Origin of the sequence: Pseudomonas sp. SORT22, assembly GCF_018417635.1 — a bacterium.
GTDB lineage: Bacteria > Pseudomonadota > Gammaproteobacteria > Pseudomonadales > Pseudomonadaceae > Aquipseudomonas.
In genome coordinates this window covers 1,728,807-1,751,043 of the sequence record NZ_CP071007.1, presented here as the reverse complement: position 1 = coordinate 1,751,043, position 22,237 = coordinate 1,728,807, and the positions used below count along the sequence as shown (strand labels likewise).

At 62.0% G+C, this 22,237-nt stretch carries 20 protein-coding genes and 1 tRNA gene; 7 read left to right on the top strand and 14 right to left on the bottom strand.

Annotation, left to right across the window (positions count from 1 at the left end):
* Positions 1-4 precede the first annotated feature (4 nt).
* From JYG36_RS08225 to JYG36_RS08210, 4 genes are read right to left on the bottom strand one after another with little or no spacing between them, the layout of a single operon-like run.
* The gene (locus tag JYG36_RS08225) at positions 5-1,303 is read right to left on the bottom strand and encodes an HlyD family type I secretion periplasmic adaptor subunit (RefSeq protein WP_093380515.1); all 1,299 of its coding nucleotides are present in this window, start codon (positions 1,301-1,303) and stop codon (positions 5-7) included.
* Positions 1,300-3,042 (bottom strand): type I secretion system permease/ATPase, encoded by a 1,743-nt coding sequence (locus JYG36_RS08220; protein WP_093380513.1) that lies wholly within the window; start codon positions 3,040-3,042, stop codon positions 1,300-1,302. The genes JYG36_RS08225 and JYG36_RS08220 overlap by 4 nt, the downstream gene beginning before the upstream one ends.
* A 46-nt stretch (positions 3,043-3,088) precedes the next feature.
* Positions 3,089-3,493 carry an AprI/Inh family metalloprotease inhibitor gene (locus tag JYG36_RS08215; protein ID WP_249744409.1) on the bottom strand — a complete coding sequence of 135 codons (405 nt, stop codon included), beginning with the start codon at positions 3,491-3,493 and terminating at the stop codon, positions 3,089-3,091.
* A 24-nt stretch (positions 3,494-3,517) separates the two neighbouring features.
* Entirely contained in the window at positions 3,518-4,981 is a 1,464-nt protein-coding gene (locus tag JYG36_RS08210) for a serralysin family metalloprotease (protein WP_213603547.1), read from the bottom strand.
* A gap of 459 nt (positions 4,982-5,440) precedes the next feature.
* Here JYG36_RS08210 and JYG36_RS08205 point away from each other — a divergent pair, with 459 nt between their 5' ends.
* Both JYG36_RS08205 and JYG36_RS08200 read left to right on the top strand, forming a co-directional pair.
* Positions 5,441-5,821, top strand: coding sequence for a hypothetical protein (locus JYG36_RS08205; protein ID WP_045195746.1), 381 nt, complete (start codon positions 5,441-5,443; stop codon positions 5,819-5,821).
* Between the two features lie 227 nt (positions 5,822-6,048).
* Positions 6,049-8,184 (top strand): TonB-dependent siderophore receptor, encoded by a 2,136-nt coding sequence (locus JYG36_RS08200; protein ID WP_213603546.1) that lies wholly within the window; start codon positions 6,049-6,051, stop codon positions 8,182-8,184.
* A 45-nt stretch (positions 8,185-8,229) separates the two neighbouring features.
* Here JYG36_RS08200 and JYG36_RS08195 read toward each other — a convergent pair whose 3' ends face one another.
* Together JYG36_RS08195 and JYG36_RS08190 are read right to left on the bottom strand one after the other, a co-directional pair.
* Positions 8,230-8,745, bottom strand: a complete 516-nt coding sequence (locus JYG36_RS08195; RefSeq protein ID WP_195884776.1) for a DUF6630 family protein — start codon at positions 8,743-8,745, stop codon at positions 8,230-8,232.
* A gap of 71 nt (positions 8,746-8,816) precedes the next feature.
* Positions 8,817-8,906 (bottom strand) — tRNA-Ser (locus tag JYG36_RS08190).
* 290 nt (positions 8,907-9,196) lie between these two features.
* Between JYG36_RS08190 and JYG36_RS08185 the strand changes: the two genes are divergently transcribed.
* The 3 genes from JYG36_RS08185 to JYG36_RS08175 all read left to right on the top strand — a co-directional run bounded on the left by JYG36_RS08185 (position 9,197) and on the right by JYG36_RS08175 (position 11,768).
* Positions 9,197-9,886, top strand: a complete 690-nt coding sequence (locus tag JYG36_RS08185; protein ID WP_045195264.1) for a crotonase/enoyl-CoA hydratase family protein — start codon at positions 9,197-9,199, stop codon at positions 9,884-9,886.
* 122 nt (positions 9,887-10,008) lie between these two features.
* Positions 10,009-10,731 carry a lysophospholipid acyltransferase family protein gene (locus tag JYG36_RS08180; RefSeq protein ID WP_045195267.1) on the top strand — a complete coding sequence of 241 codons (723 nt, stop codon included), beginning with the start codon at positions 10,009-10,011 and terminating at the stop codon, positions 10,729-10,731.
* Between the two features lie 65 nt (positions 10,732-10,796).
* Positions 10,797-11,768: a magnesium and cobalt transport protein CorA gene (locus JYG36_RS08175; RefSeq protein WP_045195270.1), complete on the top strand. Its 972-nt coding sequence runs from the start codon at positions 10,797-10,799 to the stop codon at positions 11,766-11,768.
* A 9-nt stretch (positions 11,769-11,777) separates the two neighbouring features.
* On the opposite strand, the gene JYG36_RS08170 is transcribed toward JYG36_RS08175, so the two are convergent.
* The gene (locus tag JYG36_RS08170) at positions 11,778-12,506 is read right to left on the bottom strand and encodes an amidotransferase (protein WP_093380506.1); all 729 of its coding nucleotides are present in this window, start codon (positions 12,504-12,506) and stop codon (positions 11,778-11,780) included.
* Positions 12,507-13,054: 548 nt separating this feature from the next.
* Here JYG36_RS08170 and JYG36_RS08165 point away from each other — a divergent pair.
* Positions 13,055-13,855, top strand: a complete 801-nt coding sequence (locus JYG36_RS08165; RefSeq protein WP_213603545.1) for a cytochrome c — start codon at positions 13,055-13,057, stop codon at positions 13,853-13,855.
* A 3-nt stretch (positions 13,856-13,858) separates the two neighbouring features.
* Here JYG36_RS08165 and JYG36_RS08160 read toward each other — a convergent pair whose 3' ends face one another.
* The 7 genes from JYG36_RS08160 to JYG36_RS08130 form a co-directional block, all read right to left on the bottom strand.
* Positions 13,859-14,656: a transglutaminase family protein gene (locus JYG36_RS08160; RefSeq protein WP_213603544.1), complete on the bottom strand. Its 798-nt coding sequence runs from the start codon at positions 14,654-14,656 to the stop codon at positions 13,859-13,861.
* Positions 14,653-15,603: an alpha-E domain-containing protein gene (locus JYG36_RS08155; protein WP_045195278.1), complete on the bottom strand. Its 951-nt coding sequence runs from the start codon at positions 15,601-15,603 to the stop codon at positions 14,653-14,655. The genes JYG36_RS08160 and JYG36_RS08155 overlap by 4 nt, the downstream gene beginning before the upstream one ends.
* 3 nt (positions 15,604-15,606) lie before the next feature.
* Positions 15,607-17,016 (bottom strand): circularly permuted type 2 ATP-grasp protein, encoded by a 1,410-nt coding sequence (locus JYG36_RS08150; RefSeq protein ID WP_093380500.1) that lies wholly within the window; start codon positions 17,014-17,016, stop codon positions 15,607-15,609.
* A 177-nt stretch (positions 17,017-17,193) separates the two neighbouring features.
* Positions 17,194-17,526 (bottom strand): ribonuclease E inhibitor RraB, encoded by a 333-nt coding sequence (locus JYG36_RS08145; protein WP_010226349.1) that lies wholly within the window; start codon positions 17,524-17,526, stop codon positions 17,194-17,196.
* Positions 17,527-17,716: 190 nt separating this feature from the next.
* Positions 17,717-17,953, bottom strand: a complete 237-nt coding sequence (locus tag JYG36_RS08140) for a hypothetical protein (protein WP_045195283.1) — start codon at positions 17,951-17,953, stop codon at positions 17,717-17,719.
* A 74-nt stretch (positions 17,954-18,027) separates the two neighbouring features.
* Positions 18,028-19,362, bottom strand: a complete 1,335-nt coding sequence (locus JYG36_RS08135) for a hypothetical protein (RefSeq protein ID WP_213603543.1) — start codon at positions 19,360-19,362, stop codon at positions 18,028-18,030.
* A gap of 128 nt (positions 19,363-19,490) precedes the next feature.
* Complete coding sequence (locus JYG36_RS08130; RefSeq protein ID WP_045195285.1) at positions 19,491-21,575, bottom strand: LTA synthase family protein; 2,085 nt, start codon at positions 21,573-21,575, stop codon at positions 19,491-19,493.
* A 184-nt stretch (positions 21,576-21,759) separates the two neighbouring features.
* Here JYG36_RS08130 and JYG36_RS08125 point away from each other — a divergent pair, with 184 nt between their 5' ends.
* Positions 21,760-22,233 carry a methylated-DNA--[protein]-cysteine S-methyltransferase gene (locus tag JYG36_RS08125; protein ID WP_213603541.1) on the top strand — a complete coding sequence of 158 codons (474 nt, stop codon included), beginning with the start codon at positions 21,760-21,762 and terminating at the stop codon, positions 22,231-22,233.
* Positions 22,234-22,237 lie beyond the last annotated feature (4 nt).

Sequence of the window (22,237 nt, the reverse complement as noted above, 5' to 3'; positions counted from 1 at the left end):
TTCCTTATTGTTCGGTCAACGCGGTGCCTGCCCGGTCGAGCAGGGGTTTGAACAGGTAATTGAGCATCGAGCGCTCGCCGGTACGCACGAACAATTCGGCCGGCATGCCCGGCTTGATCACCAGCCCGTCCAGGCGTGCCAGGGCCTGCTCGCTGACGGTGCTGCGCAGCACGTAATACGGTTGGCCGGTCTTGTCGTCGAGCAACTGGTCGGCGGAAATCAGCGCCACCTCGCCCGACACCCGCGGTGTGCTGCTCTGGTTGAAGGCGGTGAAGAGGATATCCACAGGCAGCTGCATCGCGACTTTATCCACAAGGTTGACCGGCAAGCGCCCTTCCACTTCCAGGGCGGTGCCCTGGGGCACCACCTCCAGCAAGGTTTCGCCGGCGCGCACCACCGCGCCCTCGGTATGCACGCCAAGGTTGACCGCAATGCCGTCGGCCGGGGCGAGGATCTCGCTGTGCTGCAGGTCGAAACCGGCCGAGGTCAGTTGCTGCTCAAGGGTCAGGCTTTTCAGTTGCGCTTCGGCCAACTGGCTGCGCACCTCTTTCTGATATTCCTCGCGCCGCTGCTGCAGGTTCAGCCGCGACTCGACAATGCCCTGCTCCAGCCGCGCGCTGTCGCCGCTGTTTTGCGCCAGATCGCGCTGGACCTGGGACAACTGACGCTGATACTCGAGCAAGCGGTTGCGCGGAATGTAGCCCTGAATTGCCAGCGGCTTGAGGTTCTCCAACTGCTCACGCAGCGAATCGGCCTGGGCCTGCAGGTCGCCACGGGCGCGGCGCATGCCGGCCAACTGAGCCACGGCGCCGTCGATACTGGCGGTCAGCCCGGCCTGCTCGCGGGCCTGGGCATCACGGCGGCTGCTGAACAGCTGGCGCTGGCTCTCGAGCACCAGGCTCAGCTGCGGGTCGGGGTTGCTGGCAAGCTGCGCTGGAAAGATGATTGCGCCGAGGTTGTCGCGCTCGCTCTGCCAGCGCGCCAGGCTGGCCCAGGCCAAGCGGTACTGGGCCTGCAGCGATTGCACATCGGCCTGGACCTGGGTCTGGTCGAGGCGAAACAACGGCTGACCCTGTTTTACCAACTGGCCTTCGCTGACCAGGATGCGGCTGACCACGCCACCGGCCAGAGATTGCACCGCCTTGCGCTTGCCCGAGACCACCACGGTGCCCTGCACGGCAATGCCTTGATCGAGCGGCGCCAGGGTTGCCCAGGCAATGAACCCGCCAAAACCGACCAGGGTCAGCAGCCAGCCCAGGCGCACGTAAAACCGGGCACTGCGGCTTTTATCGACCTGGCTCATGCGCCACCTCCGGTTGCCAGTGCGGCATTTGCGGGCTGGCGCTGGGCCTGCTCCTGAGCCCGGCTCAGGGCCTGCATGACTTCATGGGTCGGGCCAAAGGCCTGCATCCGGCCCTCGCTGAGCACCAGCAGTTTATCCGCCTGGGCGAGGGCGGCAGAGCGGTGCGTAACCAGCACCACGGTGCGGCCCTGGGCTTTCATCTGGGCGATGGCAGTGGCCAGCGCCGCTTCGCCGCTGGTGTCGAGGTTGGAATTGGGTTCATCGAGCACGATCAGGCTCGGCCCGCCGTACAGGGCCCGGGCCAGGGCGATGCGTTGCTTCTGCCCGCCTGACAGGTCGCCGCCGTCTTCGCCCAGGCGTGTGTCATAGCCTTGCGGCAGGCGCAGAATCAGTTCGTGCACGCCGGCCTGGCGCGCGGCTTCGACCACCTTGAGGCCGTCGAGCTCGGCAAAGCGGGCAATGTTCTCGGCAATGCTGCCGCGCAGCAGTTCGATGTTCTGCGGCAGGTAGCCGATATGCGGGCCGAGGGCCTCGCGGTCCCAGCGGTGCAGGTCGGCGCCGTCCAGGCGCACGGTACCGGCCAGGGTCGGCCAGACGCCGACCAGCACCTTGGCCAGGGTCGACTTGCCCGAGCCGGAGGTGCCGAGCACGCCAAGTACTTCGCCGGCACCCAGGTTGAAACTGATCTGCTGCAAGGTGGCCACGCGCTTGCCAGGCGGCCCGGCGCTGACCTGTTCGAAGCCCAGGCGCCCGCTTGGCGCTGGCAAGGCCATCGGCGCCGGCGGCTCGGGAAACGCGCGCAGCAGGCCATCCAGGCGCTGATAGGCCATGTGCGCGCCACTCCACTGCTTCCACACGGCAATCAGCTGATCGATCGGGCTGAGCACCCGGCCCATGAGGATGGAACCGGCGATCATCATCCCCGGAGTCATCTGCCCCTCGATCACCAGCAGGGCACCCAGCCCCAGCACCAGCGACTGCAGGCACAGGCGCAGCGACTTACTCACCGCGGTGATCACCGCCGAGGTATCGCTGGCCTGGTTTTGCAGGTTCAGAAAGCGCGAATGCAAGGCAAACCAGCGCTGGCGCAAGGCGCCAAGCATGCCCATGGCCTGGATGCTCTCGGCATTGTGCAACTGGCTGCTGGCCAGGTGTGTGGACTGCTGCTGGAAACCGCTGGCCTCAACCAGCGGCTTGTGAGTCAGGCGTTCGTTGAGCACCGCCAGGGCAATCAGCAGCAGCGCCCCGGCACAGGCCATGACACCCAGCCAGACGTTGAAGAGGAAAATCACTGCCAGATAAATCGGAAACCAGGGTGCATCAAAGAAGGCAAACAGTGCAGGACCGGTGACAAATTGCCTCACTTGCGTGAGGTCGTTAAGTGCTTGCCCGGCCTGCCCGTCACCCTGGCGCAAGTTGCGCTCAAAGGCTGCACGGTAGACGTGGAGGTTAAAGCCCTGCTCCAGCTGGTTGCCAACCCGGATAACAATAAAACTGCGGATCGCTTCCAGCGCGCCGATAAATACGAAGAAGCCGACTACCATCAACGTCAACATCCACAGGGTTGTTTCGTTTTGCGAAGACAGTACCCGATCATACACTTGCAGCATATAAATCGAGGGCACCAACATAAGCAGGTTAATCAACGCGGTAAAACAACCCACACTCAATAGCGTGGACTTGTGATCGGCCAGTGCTGCCCACAGGGGCGCCCCGGCTTTATGAGTCGGCTTGTTCATTGTCCGCCTTTCTATCCCTGAAAAATCGGCAATCGCCTACAAGGCTTTATTCTTTATTCTTACGTTCCAGCAAGAGTATCTTTCCGGATATGGAAGTCCATTTGAAGATATCTGGCTTATAACGGTTAAAGTGCACCATCGCGCTACCGCTGCCATCAAGCAAAGCCAGCGTATCAGTGGTCGGCAGCCAGCCGCTGGGGCGCTGCCCAATCAGCCCTGCTACGCATTCGAGATCGCCGCGCAAGGTTTGCGCTGCATCCAGGTGCATTTTACAACCCGCGGCCCGATCGTTTTCGGGGTAAAGCATCCAGTCACCGGCCAGTTGCGCGGGCGTGGGGAGTAGCAGGCTGCTTGCCATACCGACCTCGGTCATCAACATCAGGGGAATCGCGCCAAGCGCGATCATTCGCTTCAAAGCCATTATCTGCCCGCCTCGGAAAGAGCGGCGCATCGGCGCCGCCCTTTCAGGTTGCTATCAGACCACGATATCCGTGGCGACCGCCTGACCTACAGTGGTCACCAGGAAATCAGACAGGCTGTTGCCGGTGAAGTCGATCGACAGGCTACCGAGGTTGCTTGCCTGATCGAAGCTCAGCACCGCTTCGCCGGCATGGCCGGTGAAGGCATCAACGAACTGCAGCGGCAGCTTGTTGACGGCAAAGGCCGACATTGCCGACAGATCGATCTTGTCCTGGCCGCTGACGAAATCCATGATCCGGTCGGGATTGCTCGGGGTCGAATCGCTGCTGGCAGCGAAGATAAAGGTGTCGGAACCGGCACCACCCCAGAGTTTGTCGGCACCGCCGCCGCCGTAGATGATGTCGTTGCCGGCACCACCCTTGAGCTCGTTGGCCACGGCGTTGCCGATCAGCAGGTCGTTGCCCGAGCCGCCGATGGCGTTCTCGACGATGGCACCCTTGGCAATGGAAATATTGCCGATCATGCCGCCGACGTCGGAGAACGACGCGTCATTGAGGTTGATCTTCTGGTTCTGGGTAAAACCGGAGAAGTCCAGGGTGTCGCTGCCGCCACCGTCCCACACCGAGAAGACGATTTTCGACGAGGCCGAGGTGGCCGAGTAGAAGTCGCGGTCAGCGGTGGAGTTGAAGCCGTACACGGTGTCGCCGGAGCGGGTCGCGTAGTTGGCGCCATAGAGCTTCTGGATGGCGGCGATGTCATCCATCAGCGGTGCCGAGGAGTACACCTGCACACCGCCCTTGGTGAAGTTCTGGCTGGTATTGCTCTCGCCCCAGTAACTCATGACGCTGTAGCCACGGGTGTCCTGGCCGTAGCTAGCATCGGCATAGGTCGGGTAGCCTTCGCCGGCGTTGTAGTCGCCGGGGTGGGACAAGCCCAGGACGTGGCCGATTTCGTGGGTCAGGGTCTGACGGCCGTAGTTGCCGTTTTCCGGGTTGACGTTGGCCTGGTACTGATTGTTGATCAGGTACCAGGATTCGCCCTTGTGCGAGCCCGGAGCGTCGAACGGCAGGTAGGCGAATGCCGCGCCGCCGGTGCTGCCATCGCTGTAGTTGCCGAAGGTCATGTGACCGTCGCCGCCCGAGGCGCCTTCCTTGAAGGTGACCTTGGCCACGTCCGCCCAGGACTGCATGGACAGTTTGGCCTGGGCTTTCTGCTGCGCGGAAAAGGCGCTGAACGAGCCCAGCCCCTGACCATAGAAGTCAGAAGGTGCCTTGGTCAGGAAGGTATAGGTCAGGCTGATGGTGCCGTCCTTGTTCAGGTCTTTCCAGGCAGCGCCGTCGCGCAGCAACTGGGTAGCGGCCTGGTCGACCGAGAACGAAGGTTTGCCATTGACTGTCGCACTGCCGCCGCGATCATATTGATGGCCGAAACTATTGATCAGACTGTAAGCGGAACTTGCACCGTGCGGTTGCAATACAGAGCCAGCTGAAACAATAGCGCTTTCTTTGACTTTCGACATACAGACACTTCCTTGTTTACAAAAAAGCAGTTGTTGTCCGATAGGACGCTCCTGCGGCGAGATCGTCCTATCACTCGCCTGAATGAGGCGGGGAAAAACTGACACAGGTGGAATTGAACTGTCCAGCTTTTTTTGACGTCAATTTTCAATAAGACTAATTGTTTATTGTCCTACACGCGCAAACCCTTGATTTAGCCAATGCGTATACATTTGCGCAAACGACGATATATCGAGACTGACAAAAACCCCGGCCCTAGACGAAAACTGACCCGACAGTTTTAGTTGCATAATCGAAGTTTAATTATAAGAATGCGACATGCCGTTATAACCCGCTGATTCTGAGCCTTTACTTTTTTGTGACAACTAGCGGGTGACCCTCCGTCGGCTGGCCATTGACTTGTGACGGGCCCGGGCGCTGAGTAGGGATTGGTCAACAGCCCTTTCAACCTGGATGCCACTATGACAAGACTCACGGTTCAATCCGGCGATTTCTTGCAAGGTGAAGGCGAGTACCGCAATGGATCGCTCACACTCAAGACCGCCCGCAGCCCCTCACCTGGCGAGAAAATCGCCCTGACCCGCATTACCGATCTGATCGTCGCCAATCAGGAATCCAGCCGCAGCCTGAGCAGTGCGCTGGGCTGGGGCGTTGCCGGCGCCCTGGTGGCCGGCCCGGTCGGCCTGATCGCCGGCCTTTGGCTAGGCGGCAAGGAAGAAGAAGTGACCTTCCTGGCGACCTTCAAGGATGGTCGCAAGCTGATGGCCATCACCGACAAGAAGACCTGGTCGAAAATCGACGGCAATTGGCGACGCCACAGCCAGGCGGCAGCGAACGGCTGAATCCACACAGCCCTCGTACGTTCATGGTCATGACAATCGATTGAAAACAGGGGCGCCGCCAACCGGTCGCCCCTGCTAAGATTGCGCCCCCGCCTGCCCGGCGCAATACCCGGCAGGCTTTCGCCACCCGGGCTCGCGCCCCTCATCGCCTATCGGGCAAATACGCCCTGCCGGACAGCAGCCGATCGATAACGGCGCGTTCGCGTTCGTTTTCAAGGAGCTCCTGCATGACCCTGCCTCGCCCTCGCCTGCCCTTGCGCCTGCTCGGCCTGAGCCTGGCCCTGCCGGCTACACACAGCCTGGCCGAGGACAGCATCACCCTGGCCCCGCTGCAGGTGTCGCAGGTCTATAGCGAGGGGTACCAGGCCCGCGAAGCCGCGGTCGGCGGTTTCCAGCCGGCGCCACTGCTCGATACGCCGGCCTCGATTGCAGTGTTCAACGAGCAACTGCTGGCCGACCGCCAGGTGCGCAAGCTCAGTGAAGTGCTGCAAAGCGATGCCTCGGTGGGTGAAAGCTATGCGCCGATCGGATACTACGAAAACTTCAACGTGCGCGGCTTCGAGCTCAACGCCGCCAGCAGCTACAAGATCAACGGCCAGACCATCGCCGGCGAGCAGAACGTGGCGCTGGAGAACAAGCAACAGGTCGAGTTGCTCAAGGGCCTGTCGGGCTTGCAAAGCGGCGTGTCGGAACCCGGTGGCCTGATCAACTACGTGACCAAGCGCCCGGAGGATGTGCGCTCGGTGACGGTTTCAAGCAACGAACAAGGCGAGCGCTACCTGGCCACCGACCTCGGCGGCTGGTTCGGCAGCGAGCGTCAGTTCGGCCTGCGCGCCAACCTGGCGCATGAGGACATCCGCAGCTACGTCGACCACGCCGACGGCAAGCGCGACTTCGCCTCGCTGGCCTTCGACTGGCAGATCAACCCCGACGCCGTGCTGCAGCTGGATGCCGAATACCAGCAGCGCGAGCAGCGTTCGGTGCCGGGCTACCAGTTGCTCGGCGGCAACAGCCTGCCCCACGGCATCGACCCGCATGACCGCCTGGCCTATCAGCACTGGGCCAACCCGGTGAGCATCGACTCGCTGAACCTTGGCGGGCGCTTCGAATATCGCTTCAGTGACAACTGGACGGGCAGCGTCAGCGCCTCGCGCAGCAAGGTGGTGATCGATGACTACAGTTCGTTTGCCTGGGGGTCAGGAGGCGGCATGGCTGCCCACTTCAGCCCGGAAGGCGACTATGACGTCTATGATTTTCGCAGCCCCGACGACACGCGCCGCATCGACGAAGCACAGGTGGCGTTGAACGGTCGCTTTGAAATGACCGGGTTGAGCCACGAACTGACCGTCGGCAGCGGTGCACAGCGGCGCACCCTCGACCAGCGACCAACCTTCAACCAGCTCATCGGCAGCGCTAACATCTACCAGGCGACCCCTGCACTGGAGCCGTTCGATGGCGTGCCAGGGCACTCCGAACGGCGCCTGGACAGCCGTCAGTACGGTATTTTTGCCAGCGATCGCATCACCTTCAATGAGCACTGGCAAACCCAACTGGGTGCACGTGTGGTGCGCCTGGACGAAAAAGCCTTCAATGAAGCTGGCAACGACCGTCGGCACACTCGCCAGTACGAACTCCTACCCAATGCCGCGTTGATCTACAAACCTCGGGCCGACATCTCACTGTATACCAGCTACAGCAAAGGCCTTTCAGCGGGCAGTGCGGCGCCATGGTTTGCCCAGAACAGCCAGGACATCCTCGCCCCGACCACCTCGCATCAGATCGAGCTGGGCATCAAGCGCGACTGGCAACGCCTGAGCCTGAGCGCCGCGCTGTTCCAGCTGCGCCAGGCCTATCAGTATTCACAACCTGACGGTGCCGGTGGTTTCACCTATGTGCAGCAAGGCCAGCAAAAAAACATCGGCCTGGAGCTGGGCGCCAGCGGCTGGCTGACCTCCAACCTGCAGATCAACGCCAGTGCTGCGGCAATTCGCGCGCGGGTCAAAAACAGCGGCACGGCAGACTACGAAGACCATCAGGCGCTCAACGTACCGAACTTGCGCGCTGCGGTGCAGGCCGACTACAGCCTGCCGATCCCGGGCCTGGCCCTGCTCGGCGGTGCGCGCTACAGCGCCAGCAAGTACGCCAATCAGGCTGGAACGTTAGAGGTCGGCAGCTATGCGGTGTTTGACCTGGGCAGCCGTTACAGCACCAAGGTTGGCGGCTACGACACGGTACTGAGACTGATGGTGGATAACGTCTTCGACAAACGCTACTGGCGCGATGCCGGGGAGTACCTGGGGGATGGTTATCTGTTTCAGGGGGCGCCGCGCACTGCACGGGTTTCGGCGTCTGTGAGCTTCTGAGGGGCTCATCGCGGGTCGACTTGACCCGCGATGAAGACACCGCCGTCAGAACGGCTCGCTACCCTCGCGAATTTCCACTTCCAACACCTCACCCAACGCCACCAGCTGCGTCGCCACGTCCCTGGTGGTAATGAAACCGCTGTAGCAGTCACCGTCGGTAGACCAGTTCCACAGCACCAGGCCCTGCTTGTGCAGTTCGTCGTGGGCGGTGACCATCAGTTCGGGCACCGTGGTGCCTTCGAGGAAGTCTTCATCTTCCGCGTCCTCGACGCCGAACGTAACGTCGGCATCCCGTGCCTCGGCCAGCTGCTGCACGCTCTGCACAAAAGACTCGGTGTCTTTCCAGTCGACAAAGAACACCGACTCCCAGTCTGCCACGTCCTTGACGATGTACATCAGTTGCTGCGGATCGTCCTCGAATTCCTCGATGTCGTCTTCATCCAGCTCGACCTCGCGCAGGGCCTGGACATGCTGGCTGGCCATTGCCGCCGACGGGCTGACCAAGGTCAGCAATTGTTCGGCGGCGAGGATCTGCGCCTTGGTAAAACATTCTTTGAGCATCTGAAACATCCTTTTTCATGGGCAAAACAAAAAGCCCCCGACCTTGTTCAGGTCGGGGGCTTTTCTAGATATGGCGGTGAAGAAGGGATTCGAACCCTTGATACAGTTTCCTGTATACACACTTTCCAGGCGTGCTCCTTCAGCCACTCGGACACTTCACCGTTTCTCTTCAAGCAGTTCAGCCTGTCGAGGCGCGCTAATGTAGTCGAAAGAGGTTCTGATGGCAAAGGTTTTTTTCAGAATATTCATGCGCTTAAGCCATTCAAGCAAAAAACCACGGTACACAGGGCAAAGCCGCCATTCTCTGGCGTGCTTTGACAGCGCCGATTCACCTACTCCCGTCAGCACGAGCGAACGGGCCGTCAAGCTGACCGGTCAGTCAGTCACAGCGCTTTACCTCGGGCACTTGCCTGAGTAACGTCTGCCCCACTCCCCTTTAAGGAACTCTGTCATGAGTGAGCTGATTACCTACCACCTCGAAGACGGCATTGCCACCCTGACCCTGAACAACGGCAAGGTCAACGCCATCTCGCCTGACGTCATCAAGGCCTTCAATGCCGCTCTCGACCAGGCCGTGCAGGACCGCGCGGTGGTAATCATCACCGGCCAGCCCGGCATTCTGTCCGGCGGCTATGACCTCAAAGTCATGACCGCAGGCCCTAAAGAAGCCGTCAGCCTGGTCACCGCAGGCTCGACCCTGGCCCGGCGCATGCTTTCGCACCCGTTCCCGATCATCGTCGCCTGCCCGGGCCACGCGGTGGCCAAGGGCGCTTTCCTGCTGCTCTCGGCCGACTACCGCATCGGTGTCGAAGGCCCGTTCAGCATTGGCCTTAATGAAGTGCAGATCGGCATGACCATGCACCACGCCGGTATTGAACTGGCCCGCGATCGCCTGCGCCGTGCAGCATTCCACCGCTCGGTGATCAATGCCGAGATGTTCGACCCGGTCAGCGCCGTGGACGCTGGTTTCCTCGACAAGGTCGTGCCGGTCGAGCAACTTCAGGAAGCTGCGCTGACTGCCGCCCGGCAGTTGAAGAAGATCAATATGAACGCCCACAAGCACACCAAGCTCAAGGTGCGCAAAGCTCTGCTGGAGCTGCTCGACGACGCGATCATCCGCGACCAGGAACACCTCGGCTGACCCCCTACCAAGGCCTGATTGCAACTAATTGTGTAATCAGGCCTGTCCCGCCCAATGAGCGTTTGCCGATAGAAGTGCACACCCGTACACTGCGCCGCGTTTGCCTGGTGTGAGTCGTACGAATGCTTTTTATTATCCGCATGTTCCTGTTGGGGCTGCATTTTCTCCTGGCCGGTGTTCTTGGTGTGCTGGTCGGCCTGTGCCGACCGTTCAACCCGGACAACAGCCGAATTTGTGCACGCCTTTACGGCCTGCCCGCCACCTGGCTGATGCGCCTTGAGATCAAGGCCGAGGTCGGCCCGCTGTTCGACCAGCCGCCGGGCTGCGTGATCATCGCCAACCACCAGTCCAACTACGACTTGTTCGTGCTCGGCCATGTGGTGCCGCCGCGCACCGTGTGCATCGGCAAGAAGAGCCTGAAATGGATCCCACTGTTCGGCCAGTTGTTCTGGCTGGGCGGCAACGTGCTGGTCGATCGCGGCAATGCCTACCAGGCGCGCCGGGCCATGCAGACCACCACCCGCACCCTGAGCGAAGACGACACCTCGATCTGGGTGTTCCCCGAAGGCACGCGCAATGCCGGCGAGCATCTGATCACCTTCAAAAAGGGTGCCTTCCACATGGCCGTGGAAGCCGGTGTGCCGATCGTGCCGGTGTGCGTCAGCCGCTATGCCAGCCGCCTGAAGCTCAACGGCTGGCGGCGCAGCAAGGTCATCATCCGTTCGCTGGCGCCGATCGCCACCAGCGGCCTGACCCAGCAGGATGTGCCGGCCCTGGCCGAACAGTGCCGCCTGCAGATGCAACACTGCATCGATCGCATGGAAAGTGAACTGACCCAGGCGTGAACGGTTGCCGAATCGTGCCGGTCATACCAAGCTACTGGCACGGTTAACAGAAGAAGCGGACAACCATGGGTCGAGTCGTTGCGGCGGCGGTGTACAGCGCCGGCAGAAAAGTCACCAATATCAGCCTCGATGAAGGCAGCCAGTGGGCAAGCAAACCCGGGCATTTTGTCTGGATCGGCCTGGAAGAGCCCAACGCCCAGGAACTGGCCAACCTGCAACGCCAGTTCAACCTGCATGAGCTGGCCATCGAGGACGCGCTGGAAAAGCACAGCCGGCCCAAGCTCGAGACCTTCGGCGATGCGCTGTTCATCGTCACTTATTCGCCAGTGCGCCATGAAGGCAAGCTGGAGTTCATCGAAACCCACATCTTTGCCGGCAACGGCTACATCATCACCGCCCGCAACGGCCACTCGAAATCCTACGCCCTGGTGCGCCAGCGCTGCGAGGCCCGGCCGCTGCTGCTCGAGCACGGCGAAGACTTCGTGCTCTACGCCCTGCTCGACTTCGTCACCGAGAACTACCAGCCGGTCAGCGAAGCCATTCATGGCGAGATCGAGGAGCTTGAGCGCAGCGTGCTCAGCGGCTCGCTCAAGGAAGAAGACATCCAGCGCATCCACAGCCTGCGCCGCGACATCCTGCGCCTGCGCCGCTATGTGGCGCCGATGGTCGAGGTCAGCGAAGAACTGCAGCGTCTGACCTTCCCGTTCATCGACAAGAACATGCGCCCGTACTTTCGTGACGTGCAGATCCACGTCACCCGGCAGATGGAGGACCTGGCAGGGATTCGCGACATCGCCAGCCAGACCATCGAAATCGGCATGCTGCTGGAGTCGTCACGCCAGAGCATCGTGCAGCGCAAGTTCGCCGCCTGGGCGGCGATCCTGGCCTTCCCCACCGCCGTGGCGGGGATCTACGGGATGAACTTTCAGAACATGCCGGAGCTGAGCTGGCACTACGGCTACTTTGCCGTGCTGGGCGGGATCGCCGTGGGCTGCACGGCGCTGTACGCCAGCTTCAAGCGCTCCGGCTGGCTGTAACGGCAGGCCTCAGGCCGAACTGCCCTGGGGCTTGTGCGCGACGAAGCGCATCATCCATTCAGCCACCGTGCTGCCCTGGTGCTGCTGCGCCAGGCTGTCGATGCCCTTGCGGTAGACCTCCTGGCCGAGGCTGTCCTGGCGCAGCTCGAGCAGCGCCCGCGAATAGTCGTGGATGAACTCCGGGTGGCCCTGAAAGCACAGCACCTGGTCGCCGATGTGATAAGCGGCGTTCGGGCAGAAGTCGCTGGAGGCAATCACCGTGGCGTTCTCCGGCAGGCGGGTGACCTGGTCCTGATGGCTGATCAGCAAGGTCAGCTCTTCGACCTGTGGGCTCATCCACGGCGCCTTGGCGTTCATCACATAGCGGTGGGTACCCACCCCCCAGCCTTGGTGCGCGCGCTCGCTCTTGCCGCCCAGCAGCAGCGCCAGCAGTTGATGACCAAAACACACGCCAAGCAGTTTGTCGCCACGCTGATAGCGCTCCAGCAGGAACGCCTTGAGCTTGTGAATCCACGGATCATCACCGAACGAGTCGGCCTTGCTGCCTGTAACCAGGTAGGCATCGAACACTTGGTCATCATCGGGGTATTCGTCGTTCAACACGTTGTAGACGCGAAACTCGGCGGCGATTGGCTGGCGGGTAAACAGCTGCTCGAACATCCGTCCGTAGCCCTGATACTGCTCGACCAGCTCCGGTCGCAGGACGTCGGTTTCCAGGATGCAGATGCGTAGCGACATAGAGATAGTCCTGAACGACAAAGGCGGGATTGCCCCGTAAAGCCTGCCCCGAATAAGGCGCGCAGGCAAGTATGATGCTCGGACGAACGGTCATGAGCTTGGGATCCACTTGCCGATGTGGCGCAGGCGTCTAGCAAGGGGAATGCTGGTGGATGGCAAAAGGCCTCATAGCGAAAAACATCTGAAGCGCAATAAGTACAGATTAAAGCGTTCTAAAACACGGGTGACGTTGACCCTAAGGTTAGCTGTATACCCATTAGCAACGGTTCGCGACTTAATGTTTCACCACGTTAAATGATGTTCGCCAGATCGACGACAAGGAAGCCTCTGGGCACTCAGGAATAACAACAAAAAGGCGGTCAGCCATGTTCAAACAACACAAAGTACGTCAAGCCGGGCTCATTCTCTTCGCCACTACGCTGCTGTTGATCCTGCCGAACCTTTCACGCCTGTTCGGCTGAGCGGCATGCCCTCTTCCCGCGGTTTGTGCCTGGCACAAACCGGTTGTGTGCAGGTAATCTGCCGACCCTGATGGTTGGAGACTGCCCATGCGCCACTGTTTCAGCTTGTTGCTCGCCCTGCTGTGCCTGCCCCTGCAGGCGGCGCAGTTGACCCTCGACCTGGGCAACGGCAGCCGCCACTGGCAGAGCGCCGAGTTGCTGGCGCATCCGCTGGCGCAGGATATCCAGATTGAAAACGACGTTTCCTACAAGCGAACCATGCATTACCGCGCGGTACCACTAGCTGTGCTCCTACAGGGAGTGCAGGCCGATGATCACCTGCAAGCCATTGCCCTGGACGGTTTCGCCGCCGAGATGCCCGCCGCGCCTTTGCTCAAGGACGGCCCTGCGCGGGCCTGGCTGGCCATTGAAGACCCGGCCAGACCCTGGCCGGCACTGGCCAAGGGCAAGCCCGGTGCCGGGCCGTTTTACCTGGTCTGGACCGACCCGCAAGCCGGGCGCATCAGCCCTGAGCAATGGCCTTTCCAGGTCGCCAGCATTCGCCGCCTGGCGGCAGTGGCCGAACGCTTCCCGGCCATGCGCCCGGCGCCAGGCATTAACGCCGACAACCCGGTCAACCAGGGCTTTGCCGTGTTCCAGAGGAACTGCCTGGCCTGCCATCGCCTCAACGGCGCCGGGGACGCCCAGTTCGGCCCGGACCTGAACCTGCCGCACAACCCGACCGAGTACTTCCAGGCCGATTTCCTCCGGCGTTACATCCGTGACCCGCAAAGCCTGCGCCAGTGGCCCCAGGCAAAAATGCCCGGGTTTGCCGCAGCGGTCATCAGCGATAGCGAGCTGGATGCGCTGCTGGCGTACCTGGCCCACATGGCCACGCGCAAACCCTGAGGCTCACTGCTGCTGGGCGTTGAGGGTCGGGGTCACCAGCACCTTGGCGTGCATCTGCTCGAAACCACCACCGCGGCGCATGCCGCGCACCGGGCAGGCATCCAGGTAGTCCAGGCCCACCGCCAGTTTCAGGTGGCGTTCAGGCCGGGCCAGTTGGTTGGTGACATCGAAGCTGTACCAGGCATCCTCCAGCCAGGCTTCGGCCCAGGCGTGGCTGGCCATCTGCTGGCTGTCGCTGTCGAACAGGTAACCGGACACATAGCGCGCCGGGATGCCCAGGCTGCGCGCGCAGGCCAGGAAGGCATGGGTGTGGTCCTGACATACCCCGGCGCCGCCGGCAAACGCCTGGGCGGCGCTGGTATCCACGGCGGTGCTGCCGGGCCTGTAGGCCATGCGCTGGTTCAGGGCATTCATCAGTTCGATCAACGTCGAGCGGTCACGGCGCTTGCGGCAGTGCTGGCTGGCGAAGGCACGCAAGGCTTCGTCAGCTTCGGTCAGGCGGGTGAAGCGCAGGAACGGCAGCGGCGATTGCAACTCGTGCTCGGCCTCGCGGCTTTCATCAATATCGACCAGGCCACGGGCGCCGATGACCAGGTCAGAATGTGGCTCTTCCAGGCTCAGCACATGCAGGATGTTGCCGAACGGGTCCAGTTGCGCGCGCACCGGCCGCGGCAGGTCCAGTTGCCAACTGAGCACCTGTTGACGCTCGCTGTCGTGAGGAGTCAGACGCAGGTACTGGATGCTGGCACGCACCTGGTCTTCGTAGTGGTAGGCAGTTTCGTGGCTAATGGTCAGTCTCATACGGCCTCCAGGTAGGCGCTGTGAATGGCGTTGCCCAGTTCACGCACCAGCGGGATGTAATGGGTCAGCCAGGGGTGCAGCCCTTCGGCAAGGATTTCATCGATCGAGGTGTAGCGCAGGCGCGCGTCCACCTCGGCGGCCAGGCGCTGGGCCGGGCGGCCGTTGCCGCCGGGCAGGCTGGCGAGGATCAGGTCGATTTCCTCGGTGCAGGCACGCAGCGAGCGCGGCACGTCGGCGCGCAACAGCAGCAACTCGGCAACATGGCGAGCGGCCGGTGCATCACGGTAGATTTCGGTGTAAGCCTCGAATGACGACAGCGCGCGCAGCAAGGCGCTCCACTGGTAATAACCGCGCGCCGAGCTGTCGCTGACCGCCTCGGCCTCGTCGCCAAGCATCTCGTAGCGGGCATCGAGCAGGCGCAGGGTGTTGTCGGCGCGCTCGATGAAGGTGCCCAGGCGGATGAAGCGAAAGGCGTCGTTGCGCATGATGGTGCCGTAAGTGGCACCACGAAACAGGTGCGAGCGTTCCTTGATCCACTCGCAGAAACGGCTCATGCCATAACGGCCCAGGCCTTGCTCGGCGATGCCACGAATTTCCAGCCAGGTGGCGTTGATGTTTTCCCACATGTCGGCGGTGATCCGCCCACGTACCGCATGGGCACTGGCCCGCGCGGCACCCAGGCAGCTGTAAATGCTCGCCGGGTTTTCCGGGTCGAGGGCGAAGAAGTGCAGCAGGCGTTCGGCATGCAGCTGACCATGGCGCTCGAGGTAGTCGTCGAGGGTGCCGGTGATCAGCAGCGGCATGGCCATTTCATCCAGGCCATCGCCGCGCCCGTCTTGCGGCATCAGCGACAGCGAATAACTGACATCGAGCATCCGCGCGAGGTTTTCCGCCCGCTCCAGGTAACGCGACATCCAGTACAAATCAGAGGCAGTTCTACTCAGCATGACTTAATCCTCGACCACCCAGGTGTCCTTGGTGCCGCCGCCCTGGGACGAGTTGACCACCAGCGAGCCCTCGCGCAGCGCGACCCGGGTCAGGCCGCCTGGCACCACCCGGGTCTCGCGCCCGGACAGCACGAACGGGCGCAGGTCGATATGCCGCGGGGCGATGCCGTTTTCGACAAAGGTCGGGCAGGTCGACAGCGACAGCGTCGGCTGGGCGATATAGGCCGCTGGCCGGGCCTTGATCCGGGCGGCGAACGCCTCAATCTCGGCACGGCTGGCCGCCGGCCCGACCAGCATGCCGTAGCCGCCGGAACCCTGGGTTTCCTTGACCACTAGCTCCGGCAGGTGCGCCAGCACGTGGGACAGTTCTTCAGGCTTGCGGCACTGCCAGGTCGGCACGTTCTTGAGGATCGGCTCCTCGTCGAGGTAGAAGCGGATCATGTCGGTGACATAGGGGTAAATCGACTTGTCGTCGGCCACCCCGGTGCCAATGGCATTGGCCAGCACCACGTTGCCGCAGCGATAAGCCGCCAGCAGCCCGGGCACACCGAGCATCGAATCGGGGTTGAAGGCCAGCGGGTCGAGGAAGGCATCGTCCAGGCGCCGGTAGATTACATCGACCGCCTTGGGGCCGTCGGTGGTGCGCATGAATACCCGCTCGTCACGCACGAACAGGTCGGCGCCCTCGACCAGCTCGACGCCCATCTCGCGGGCGAGGAAGGCATGCTCGAAGAAGGCGCTGTTGAAACGCCCGGGCGTCAACACCACCACGCTGGGGTTGTCCAGCGGGCTTGAGCTCTTGAGGGTATCGAGCAACAGGTTGGGGTAATGATCGATCGGCGCGATGCGCTGGGCAGCGAACAGCTCGGGGAACAGGCGCATCATCATCTTGCGGTCTTCAAGCATGTAGCTGACGCCGCTGGGGGTGCGCAGGTTGTCTTCGAGCACGTAGTAACTGCCATCACTGTCGCGCACCAGGTCGACCCCGGAAATGTGCGAATAGATGTCGCGGTGCAGGTCCAGGCCCTGCATCGCCAGTTGGTACTGCTCGTTGGCCAGCACCTGCTCGGCCGGAATGATCCCGGCGCGAATGATGCGCTGGTCGTGGTACAGGTCGGCTAGAAACAGGTTCAGCGCCTTGACCCGCTGAATGCAGCCCCGTTCGACCACCCGCCATTCACTGGCCGGGATGCTGCGCGGGATAGTATCGAAGGGAATCAGGCGCTCGGTGCCCTGCTCGTCGCCATAGAGGGTGAAGGTGATGCCGGCGCGGTGGAACAGCAGGTCGGCTTCACGTCGACGCTGGGCCAGCAGCTCTGGCGGGGTTTCGGCCAGCCAGCGGGCGAATTCCCGGTAGTGCGGACGGACCTGGCCGTCAGCGGCGTACATTTCGTCATAAAAGGTGCGGATCATGCCGAACTCCTTGTCACCCGTGCACCGGAGCCATCGCAAGCCCCGTGCCAGCGGCACAATTCCTTGTTATTCAGTATGTTGCGTTTTAAACGAAGAACGGTCGCACCAGATCTGTGCAACCGCTGCGCTCGCTTTGACGGCGGCGCCTCATTGCGAAGCGCCGCGCTTGCTTGCCGGTCAAGCCAGTTGACGTTCCTGCTTGACGCCCCAGCCTTCTATTTCTCCGCCCAGCGGGGCGATCACCGCCTCGAAATCCTGTTCGAATTCGCCGATACCGCCATAGGTTGCAAACATCACCTTGCTCAGCTCCAGGTGCCAGGCGCCATCATCGCGCTCGTGGACCTGGGCACTGAGTGATTCGCCGCGAAACTTACCTGCCGCTCGCCGCGCCCGTGCCTCGTCCGGAAAGACCGCATAAAACTCGATGGGATGAATCTGCGCGAAGTTGAACCCGCCTTCTTTCATCCGACGCAAGACCGTGCTGCTGATGTCCTCGTATTGGCTGCTCATGAATCGTCCTCCTCATTACCGATGGATAGACTTTCAGTGCAAAACGCACCTGCCCGCCACACAAGCCGTGCGGGGGCAATTCGAGCTGTTGCGTGACGTGGATCGGCAAGCCCGGACAATCAGAAAAAATCGCCCGACCTTGTCTGCAGCGTAGCGCCTGATTGCCCAGCGTGCCAGCCGGCATGCGGGTTCAAGGCCCTTCAGTGATGGCAGTGATCTCCACCCCGTTCTGCTCCTTCAGCCATTTGGCCGTTGGCGAGGTTTCGCGGTCCTGGAAATCATTGAGGTCCAGCTCGCCCAGGACCGGAAACAGATGGGAGCGAATCAGCCGCGCCGCCTCTTCGATACTCGGTTCCAGCTCTGCGCTGAGCGGCAGCGAGGTACGCTCGCCCTTCTGGTCAACGAAGGTAATGACCCATGCTTTCATTGGACTCTCCTCTGTACAGATGTTCAGGGTGAATCGGGCTTACCTTCCGTTGACCTCGATACAGCGGTGGTTGTTCAGTCTTCTTGCGGCTCGAAGCGATGAGCGCCTGGCAGCGCGCGTATGCTTTGCAGCGTGCGTAGAAAATCGTCCCTGGAAGGCTCGAACTGCAGCGGCGGCTCGGAGTGTTCATCGGTCACTCCCAGCACCACAGTGGGCTGGTAGCCGGAGCCCAAGGCGCCGGCGACCAGCCTGAACGTTTCTGTGGCCGCCGGCTTCAAACTGTCAGGCTCATAGACGCGAAAGCGTGCACCGCCGAACCTGCCCTTGGCGGCGCCGATCCGCACGCTTGAGGGCCCGAACTTATCGACGCTGATCTGCAGCGGAAACGGGTTGGCAATCAGTCGATCCAGCAGCATCGGCACCATCTCGACGGCCTTGTCACTGTCACTGCTCATGCTCAGGCGGTGCAACAGGTTCGGGTTGTCTGCGGGGTTGAGGCCCAAGGTGATGGCATGGCGCGGCGTGCCATCATCGGCAATGAAGCCGAAGGGCACACAGAAGCCGTTGTCCTGGGGAATTTCGTATTGCTTGCGGATGCGGAACGCGGCCAGCACAGCGCGCGCCCTGGGCTCCAGCCGGGCCAGCGCCGCGGTGTCTGTCGCGGTATTGGCGCCACTGTAGAACTTGAATCGGTAGATGCGTTGATCGCGCCACAGGTAGGCAGTCAGATTGCCTTCATACCAGTTTGCAGAGGCGTCCGGCACACCCAGCTCGATAAAGCGCTCATGCTCGTACTCTACATCGGTCGGCCATTGCGCCTGCTCCTCGAAGAAGGCATCGCGCTCGACCTGCAGCTTCGCCACCGACCGCCCCTCGCCAGTAAATTGCTTGATCATGTCGTCAAGCACCACCAGTTGCGAAGTCACATAGCCTATGCGCTGGAGCTTTTCACGCAAGTCGTAGTACTGATCACTCAGGGCCCTGTGGCGCGTTTCGTCGTCACGGCTCGCAGAGATGGCGGCATCCAGCGCCTCCATCTGCGCCTTCACCACCCGCTCCTGCGCCGGGCCACGGGTGAGGCCCTGCACATAGCGGATCTGTTCGTAGAGTGCACGGGTGGTCAACGGGCTGACCTCAATGTCGACCAGAAAGGGCAGCTCGCCGGTCAATCCTTCGCCGTAGGCAATCTGCTTGTCCCCAGGGGTGATTGTGGGAGTGGGGAGCTCGAAATTGTAGTACTGCCAGTAGCCACTGGAAGTGTGCCAGGCAATGTCCTTGGGCACATCGAACTGCACCCGGCCCATGCATTCGGTACGCCAGCCGGGGGGCGTCTGGTAATCCGCCGGTGCAACATCGGCCAGCGCCAACAGTGAATGGCACAGGCCGGCAAACAATACGAACACGCGCACGCAAAAATCCTTTTTTGATGGGCGCCGTTGCAGCCCCCGCTTCCTCAAGCGCGCGATTTGAGCATCCATGGCCCAGAAAGCCAAGACCCCGGCAAGCCGGGGTCCTGTTTACAGCACCCGCAACGTCGTTATTCCGGGGTGCCGTGCACTACACCCGCGGTGTTATCCAGCAGGCTCTTGGTCGCGGTCTGGATGAACGACTCAAGCTTGTGGGTCAGCTCGGTCTGGTCCGGGGCTTCGATCAGCTCGGCCTTGAAGTTGGCGCCCAGCTCGTAGCGGTACATGCGTGGCGACATGTCCTTGGACTCGATCAGGATCCGGTCGCCCTTGACCAGCCCGACGATCTGCTCGCTGCCCGATGGCTTGATCATGCCGAAGCCCTGGTCACCGGCTGGCAGGTTGAGCAGGTCACGGCCCCAGCACTGGTGACGGGTTTCGCCGCCCAGGCGGCCCATGATGGTCGGCACGATGTCGATCTGGGTACCCACGGTGTGGTTGACCGCACCGAACTTCTCCTGGATACCCGGGGCGATCAGCAGCAGCGGCACGTTGAAGCGCCCGAGGTCGAGCTCGGTGACCTGCTGGTGGTTGCCGAAGCCATGGTCGCCGACGATGACGAACAGGGTTTCCTTGAAGTAAGGCTCCTTGCGCGCTTTCTCGAAGAACTGGCCCAGGGCCCAGTCGGAGTAGCGCATGGCAGTCAGGTGCTCGTCCAGGCGGCCCTGGCCGGTAACCTTCTCGACCGGCAGATCCTTGGGCAGCGCATACGGCGTGTGGTTGGACAGGGTCTGCAGCAGCGCGTAGATCGGCTTCTTGCCATCGTGCTTGGCCAGCTCTTCGTTACCACGGTCGAACATGTCCTGGTCGGACACACCCCAGGTCGGGTCGGAAAACACCGGATTGACGAAGTCGTTACGGCCGATGAAGGTGGTCATGCCCTGGTTGCCGAAGAAACCGGACTGGTTGTCCCAGGCAAAGTCACCGTTGTAGACGTAGACGTCATCGTAGTCACGAGCACTGAGCAGCGCCGGCAGGCCGGACAGCTTGTGGCCACCTTCCGGGGTTTGCATCAGGTATTCGAAGCCCGGCAGGTTCGGGTAGCAGGCCATGGTGGCGAACATGCCCTGGTGGGTATGGGTGCCGTTGGAGAAGAAGCGGTCGAACAGCAGGCCCTCTTTCGCCAGTTTGTCGAAGTACGGGGTGATGTTGTTCGGGCTGCCCAGGGCGCCAACCGAATGACCGGCGAAGCTCTCCATGAGGATCACCACGACGTTCTTGATTGGCAGGGTGTTGTCCGCCGGCGGGGTGAAGTCACGGCGCACGGCGGCGCTGTCGGCATCGACCAGCTTGTCGTTGGCGGTCAGCAGCATGTCGCGCACGGTCTGGGTCGCCAGGCCTTGCTCGATGGTCGACTTCCAGATGTTGGCGCGGTCTTCGCCGAAACGGCTCTTGGCCGCGTCGATCAGGGTCAGGGTGCCGTTCAGGCCCAGCTGGTTGACGAAGTTCGAGTCGGTGGTGAAGGCATCGCCCCAACGCATCGGCGGGCCCTGGCGCAGGGTACCGCGAGCGGCGATGACCGCTACCAGCAAGACCATGAAGAACACCACGCCGCGCACGTACCAGGGCGCAACGCTGCGCGTGCCGGCTACCTGGCTTTCATACCCGCCAGCAGGCCGGGTCAGGCGGTCGATGCCCTTGAACAACAGGCTCAGCAGCCAGGTGCCAAAAGCCCAGGCCAGCAGGTAGCGCACCACCGGGAAACCGTACCAGAGCATGCTCAGCACGGTTTTCGGGTCTTCCTTGACGTACTGGAACACCAGGCCGTTGAGGCGCTGATGGAACTCGCGATAGAAGTCCATCTCCATCAGGCCGAGGAACATGACAATGCTCGAGGCGATGGTCAGCCAGGCCCGGAACAGGCCGCGGGCAGCCATGGCGCGGGCACTGAGGATCGCCAGCAGCAGCGGGATGCTCAGGTACACCACAACCCGCAGGTCGAACCGCAGGCCATTGAGGAAACCCTCGGCTACGGTCGAGGTCGGCGTGTCGCCGATCATGTCGCTGTTGTAGACCAGCAACGCGAGGCGGACCAGGCTGAGCATCAGCATGATCACCAGCCCGCACAGCAGGGTGTAGGCCAGATGCGATTTCAGCGTCGGTTGCAACGGGCGCGACGCAGCCCGCTGTTGACTCAAGGCGTCCGTGTTAGCCATGAATTGGAAGATCCTAGGGTTCAGGTTCGAGGAAGGCGGTAAAACGAATCGGCAAATGTGCCCTAAACGCGAGCGCGTTGCACGGTCATTCGGCGAACGGATAATTGCGCGCGCAAATTGTCGGCAATCGTTTGTGAAAATTTCGTAATAGAATCAGGGTTATCCGCAGGGAGATCATTACCCCATGTTTTTTCGCTACCTACCAAGCCCGCTAGGCCCGCTGCTGCTGGCAGGCGATGAACAGGGCCTGCGCCTGCTGCACATGGACGCCGCCCAGCCCTGGGAGCTGGCCGCGGACTGGCTGCCGGCCAGCAACCAGCTGGACGACGTGGCGCGCCAACTGGACGAGTATTTCGCGCGCAAGCGCGAGACCTTCGAAGTGCGTGTGGCGCCCTGCGGCACACCGTTCCAGCGCGAGGTTTGGCAGGCCCTGCAGCGCATTCCCTACGGCACCACCTGCAGCTACGGCGAACTTGCCCAGGCCATCGGCAACCCCAGGTCGGTACGGGCAGTGGGCACCGCCAATGGCGCCAACCCGATTGCCATCATCATCCCCTGTCACCGGGTGATCGGCAGCAATGGCACCCTCACCGGCTTTGCCGGCGGGATCGAGCGCAAGCAGATCCTGTTGGAACTGGAGGGGACCTGGCTGATCTGAAGAT

Coding starts and splice junctions, on each gene's coding strand:
- JYG36_RS08225 (WP_093380515.1), bottom strand. CDS start 1,303: ATGAGCCAGGTCGATAAAAGCCGCAGTGCCCGGTTTTACGTGCGCCTG.
- JYG36_RS08220 (WP_093380513.1), bottom strand. CDS start 3,042: ATGAACAAGCCGACTCATAAAGCCGGGGCGCCCCTGTGGGCAGCACTG.
- JYG36_RS08215 (WP_249744409.1), bottom strand. CDS start 3,493: ATGCGCCGCTCTTTCCGAGGCGGGCAGATAATGGCTTTGAAGCGAATG.
- JYG36_RS08210 (WP_213603547.1), bottom strand. CDS start 4,981: ATGTCGAAAGTCAAAGAAAGCGCTATTGTTTCAGCTGGCTCTGTATTG.
- JYG36_RS08205 (WP_045195746.1), top strand. CDS start 5,441: ATGACAAGACTCACGGTTCAATCCGGCGATTTCTTGCAAGGTGAAGGC.
- JYG36_RS08200 (WP_213603546.1), top strand. CDS start 6,049: ATGACCCTGCCTCGCCCTCGCCTGCCCTTGCGCCTGCTCGGCCTGAGC.
- JYG36_RS08195 (WP_195884776.1), bottom strand. CDS start 8,745: ATGCTCAAAGAATGTTTTACCAAGGCGCAGATCCTCGCCGCCGAACAA.
- JYG36_RS08185 (WP_045195264.1), top strand. CDS start 9,197: ATGAGTGAGCTGATTACCTACCACCTCGAAGACGGCATTGCCACCCTG.
- JYG36_RS08180 (WP_045195267.1), top strand. CDS start 10,009: ATGCTTTTTATTATCCGCATGTTCCTGTTGGGGCTGCATTTTCTCCTG.
- JYG36_RS08175 (WP_045195270.1), top strand. CDS start 10,797: ATGGGTCGAGTCGTTGCGGCGGCGGTGTACAGCGCCGGCAGAAAAGTC.
- JYG36_RS08170 (WP_093380506.1), bottom strand. CDS start 12,506: ATGTCGCTACGCATCTGCATCCTGGAAACCGACGTCCTGCGACCGGAG.
- JYG36_RS08165 (WP_213603545.1), top strand. CDS start 13,055: ATGCGCCACTGTTTCAGCTTGTTGCTCGCCCTGCTGTGCCTGCCCCTG.
- JYG36_RS08160 (WP_213603544.1), bottom strand. CDS start 14,656: ATGAGACTGACCATTAGCCACGAAACTGCCTACCACTACGAAGACCAG.
- JYG36_RS08155 (WP_045195278.1), bottom strand. CDS start 15,603: ATGCTGAGTAGAACTGCCTCTGATTTGTACTGGATGTCGCGTTACCTG.
- JYG36_RS08150 (WP_093380500.1), bottom strand. CDS start 17,016: ATGATCCGCACCTTTTATGACGAAATGTACGCCGCTGACGGCCAGGTC.
- JYG36_RS08145 (WP_010226349.1), bottom strand. CDS start 17,526: ATGAGCAGCCAATACGAGGACATCAGCAGCACGGTCTTGCGTCGGATG.
- JYG36_RS08140 (WP_045195283.1), bottom strand. CDS start 17,953: ATGAAAGCATGGGTCATTACCTTCGTTGACCAGAAGGGCGAGCGTACC.
- JYG36_RS08130 (WP_045195285.1), bottom strand. CDS start 21,575: ATGGCTAACACGGACGCCTTGAGTCAACAGCGGGCTGCGTCGCGCCCG.
- JYG36_RS08125 (WP_213603541.1), top strand. CDS start 21,760: ATGTTTTTTCGCTACCTACCAAGCCCGCTAGGCCCGCTGCTGCTGGCA.